The sequence below is a fragment of the Winogradskyella marina genome (assembly GCF_015645385.1).
Classification (GTDB): domain Bacteria; phylum Bacteroidota; class Bacteroidia; order Flavobacteriales; family Flavobacteriaceae; genus Winogradskyella; species Winogradskyella marina.
In genome coordinates this window covers 1-1,969 of sequence record NZ_JADOET010000038.1, presented here as the reverse complement: position 1 = coordinate 1,969, position 1,969 = coordinate 1, and the positions used below count along the sequence as shown (strand labels likewise).

The window sequence follows — 1,969 nt, the reverse complement described above, 5'->3', positions numbered from 1 at the left end:
AAGCACTAAAGTTAGCAAATAAATCACAGATAGAAAGTCCGCGAGGACTTTCGTAAGTAGGCTATAACTAGCAATGAATTATACACGGTGTTGTATGCAGTTTTTATTTTTCTCTTAAATATGTTTCAATTAATTTTTCCATAATTAAGTCAGTCGTATTTTTTCTTTCAACAGCTTTTCTGTCTTTGAAATCTATATTTAAAATATCTCCTTCTATAAATTCAGCCGATTCAAGAAAAACTTCTTTTGCTTTTTGACTATCTTTTAGTATTACTAAAATTTGATTACAATTTCTTTGCATTCGTCCACTATCTTTCAAGTTTGGTGAAACAACCTTTGTAATTAAAAATCTAAAAACTAATAGTATATGATATCTAAATCTTTTAGAGTGAGTTAATAATTTGTTTTCGTTCAATAAATTTTCAAGTGTAAAGTAAGCCAAAGCACTTGTGTAATAAGATATATAGTCGTGGTCTGGATTAAAAATTTCTATTCCAATTTTCTCAACTAATCTCCCATAGTTTCCGGTAACATTATGAGGATTATTTAAGAACATAGAAGAAAGAGATTTTATTTGACTTTCTCTATTCACAATTCTAAACAAGGCAACATCATCGGCATTTTTATATTGATTTGTTCGTCTCTCGAAATATAGTTTGTAGTCATCTTTGTCTAGAGAGTTGTAATAATCCTCTAAATTTCTTTGAAAGTCTGTTAGAGCTTCTAATTCTACAGCATCTACAGCTGTTTGATTATTTGTTGCTCTTGTAATGTCACTTTTAATTTTATGGCTCGTAGTTACAATAATTTTTACAGGAATATGCATATCTTCAATTCCATCAATTGTACGATTTTCATAAAGTACGTTACTTGTTTGGCAACCATTTACAATCTGATAATTAGAAAGTGTTATAGTTTCGCCTGGTTCTGTTATTTCCTCTGCTACAATTGTAACTCCATTGTTAAGAATACAAAATTGTTCTAAACCGCCTTTTTGAATTGTACTTGAAATATCTTTATTTACAGGATTGTCTTCTTGTTCTAAATAATCTCTAATATTATCATCAAATACCGATTTCATTTTCCCAGTTTCATCGATAATTATTTTCTTAAATTCCGAAAATGGTAACAATCCTGAATATGCAACTGTGATTTCATTTATAGTTGGAATGTTTACTTTTCTTTCAAATTTTATAGTCGCTTCAACAGGTTCTTTTGTTTTTCTGTAAAGTCCTTGTAAAGACTTTGAGTCTACTGGAAAAATTTCAACATCGTTGAATAAATCTAAACTTTCAATTTCTTTTTTATTAGAGTTTACTACACTTACAAGATTTTCATCTTCTTCCCATTTGCCTGTTGTACAGAAGTAGAGATTACAATTTGGGCTTCTCTCTTTCATATATCTTGTGTTTAAGTATATGAACTCTCTCATTTCTATGAAATTTTTCATTTCATCAGTTGAAAACAGAGTGGCTTCTTCGCTAAAAAAATTCTTTGTCCAGCGACAAAAATTTTCAATTTGTTGATTGTTGAATTTTGCAGAACTTTTTGATTGGATGAAAACAAATGTTACAGTTAACATTCGATTCAATTCCATTATTTGCTTAATTTCACTTGCATTAGCGCAAAGCTTATTATTTACAATAATTCCAATTCCATCAATTCCTTGCGCAGAATTTCCTGTGCTAATCGATTTTTCGTCAAATGAAATTGAATCGAACTCCTTGTTGATTACACAGAAATTACAGAAATATTCAAATTGAAGACTAGGTGATATTCTATTATATCCTTTTCTATCAATAAAATCATTAAGAAATCCTCTTGTAATTGCGTTCATTTATTATTCTATGTTTATCGTTTCGTTAAATTGCATACAACGGTCTCGTATATGATTTGTAGCGTGTTTTCAGCGAGTAAGTTAGCAAATAATTATCGAAATAGAAAAACCGAGAGGTTTTTCGTAAGTAGG

General features: G+C 29.4%; 1 protein-coding gene. It reads right to left on the bottom strand.

From position 1 onward, the window contains the following. Window positions 1-103: 103 nt before the first annotated feature. The gene (locus ITJ86_RS17105; RefSeq protein WP_195872869.1) at window positions 104-1,837 is read right to left on the bottom strand and encodes an AIPR family protein; all 1,734 of its coding nucleotides are present in this window, start codon (window positions 1,835-1,837) and stop codon (window positions 104-106) included. Between the last annotated feature and the right edge of the window lie 132 nt (window positions 1,838-1,969).

What these genes read in the sequence shown, in the direction of transcription:
- ITJ86_RS17105 (WP_195872869.1), bottom strand. Translation starts at nt 1,837, where the DNA reads ATGAACGCAATTACAAGAGGATTTCTTAATGATTTTATTGATAGAAAA.